The following is a 1948-nucleotide window of genomic DNA, read 5'->3' on the forward strand; positions in this document are numbered from 1 at the left end:
TTCTGCGACTTCCCGCAGAAGGAGCAGCACAGCGTCTCTTTTTTCTCCACTCCGGCCGGCCGCAAAGGATTGCGGCCGGATCCCTCCTCACCGATCAATCGCTGATGGCCCTGTATTGCGATCGCGAAGATAATCTGTGGCTCGGCACCTCGGCCGGAGGGCTCAATATCCTGCAGGCGAGTCCCCTGGTGGTTTATACCACGGCCCAGGGAATGAGCGGCAATCGTATCCTGGCGATTCAGCAGGACAGTGCGGGAAATGTTTGGGCTGGTACCAAAGGCCATGGGTTGAATCGCTTTGACGGTTCATCATGGCGGCCTTTTCCCCTTCTGCCCAAGGGCGGGGCGATTTCTGTTTACGCGCTCCTGGAGGACAGCCAGAAGCGTCTGTGGATCGGCACGTCGGGGAGCGGCCTCTTTTTATTGGCCAAAAATAAAACTAAGGTTTTTAAAGAGGAGGACGGCCTTGTGGCCGATTCAATCTTATCCCTGGCGCAGGACCCGGATGGAACGATCTGGATAGGCACTTCGGCAGGACTATTCGTTTTCCGGCGAGGACGGATCGAATCTCTTGCCCATACCGGGCCGCTGGCCAGACCTGTATTTTCACTGGCATTCGACGCTCAAGGGCAGCTCATCGGAGGAGCTCTGGGGCCGAGCCTTTTTACTTTTTTCAGGGGCAAATGGGAGAATTTTGACGCCCGCTGCGGCCTGGAGGGGCGGATGGTTTTCGCCGTCTATCCCCATCCCGATGGAACGCTCTGGGCCGGAACCGAAAACGGCCTGTTCCGTCAAGGCGGCGCCAGGTTCATTCCCTGCCAATTCAGCAATGCTCCTTCCGACATTCAGGTTTTCGGCATGGTGGCTGACAATGATCACCGCTTGTGGCTGAGCACCAATAAAGGCCTGGGCTGCATTGAAGCCGGAGCTTTGGCCATGGCTCCTGTTTCAGGAAAAATAACCCTGCCGGTCTGTTTTTTCGGTGAAGCCGAAGGCATGAAAAGCACGGTTTGCAGCGGCGGTTTCCAGCCAACGGTCTGGAGAGGCGCTGCTGGCCGGCTCTGGTTTTCCACCCAGAACGGCGTGGTAACCATCAGGCCGCAGGAGGCGCTCCGTGAACGCTTCACCCTTGCGGCACTGATCGAGGGGGGCGCGGCCGATGGGCGTATTTTCACCCCAGGGCAAATGCATGAATTGCCCGCCGGGACCCGGCGCCTCGAAATCTTTTTTACCGCCCCCTTTTTCTCCGCTCCCCAGCGGGTGGGTTTTAAATACCGGCTGCAGGGTATCGACACAGAATGGCACCTGACCAATGGCCGCTCCGTGGTCTACAACGACCTGCCACCTGGCCGTTATTTTTTTCGCCTTCTGCCCATGCTCAATGGCAGGCTCGGCAAAGGTGCTTTGTCAACATCCCTGCTCGTCATTCTGCCAAAAGCCAAGCTTTTTTCACATTGGTACGGGGTAGCCGTTTTTCTTTTAGCAGGATTCCTGGGAGTGGGTATCGTTGCCAAGCGCTTGCAGCGTAGCAAATCCGGGAAAGGGGAGGCCAGATATCGCTTATCCAACCTGGATTCAGCCCAGGCGGCAGCCTATAAGAAAAAACTTGAAGAATGCATGCACAGTGAAAAGCCTCACCTCAATCCCGAACTTACCCTGGCCATCTTGGCCGATAAGCTCGCCATTACGGGCAAACACCTCTCGCAAACAATCAACGAGTGTTTTGGGCAGAATTTCAACGATTTCATCAATTCCTATCGCATCCGGGCAGCGATCGCCAGACTGTCTGACGCTAAAACCCGGGACGACAAGCTGCTGAAGATAGCTTTTGAAAGCGGTTTCAACTCCTTGTCGGTCTTTAACGCCGCTTTCAAATAATATACCGGCTTTAGCCCTTCCGAGTTCCGCCTGCGGCTTGAGATACAATAAAAAGGGTATTGATTCATGAT

At 55.4% G+C, this 1948-nt stretch carries 1 protein-coding gene; it reads left to right on the forward strand.

Annotated features, from left to right (window positions below):
• Nucleotides 1-104: 104 nt before the first annotated feature.
• Nucleotides 105-1877: a helix-turn-helix domain-containing protein gene (locus tag NTW95_00810; protein ID MCX6555967.1), complete on the forward strand. Its 1773-nt coding sequence runs from the start codon at nucleotides 105-107 to the stop codon at nucleotides 1875-1877.
• Nucleotides 1878-1948: the final 71 nt, after the last annotated feature.

It is taken from the genome of Candidatus Aminicenantes bacterium, assembly GCA_026393795.1.
Classification (GTDB): domain Bacteria; phylum Acidobacteriota; class Aminicenantia; order UBA2199; family UBA2199; genus UBA2199.

Coding starts and splice junctions, on each gene's coding strand:
- NTW95_00810 (MCX6555967.1), top strand. CDS start 105: ATGGCCCTGTATTGCGATCGCGAAGATAATCTGTGGCTCGGCACCTCG.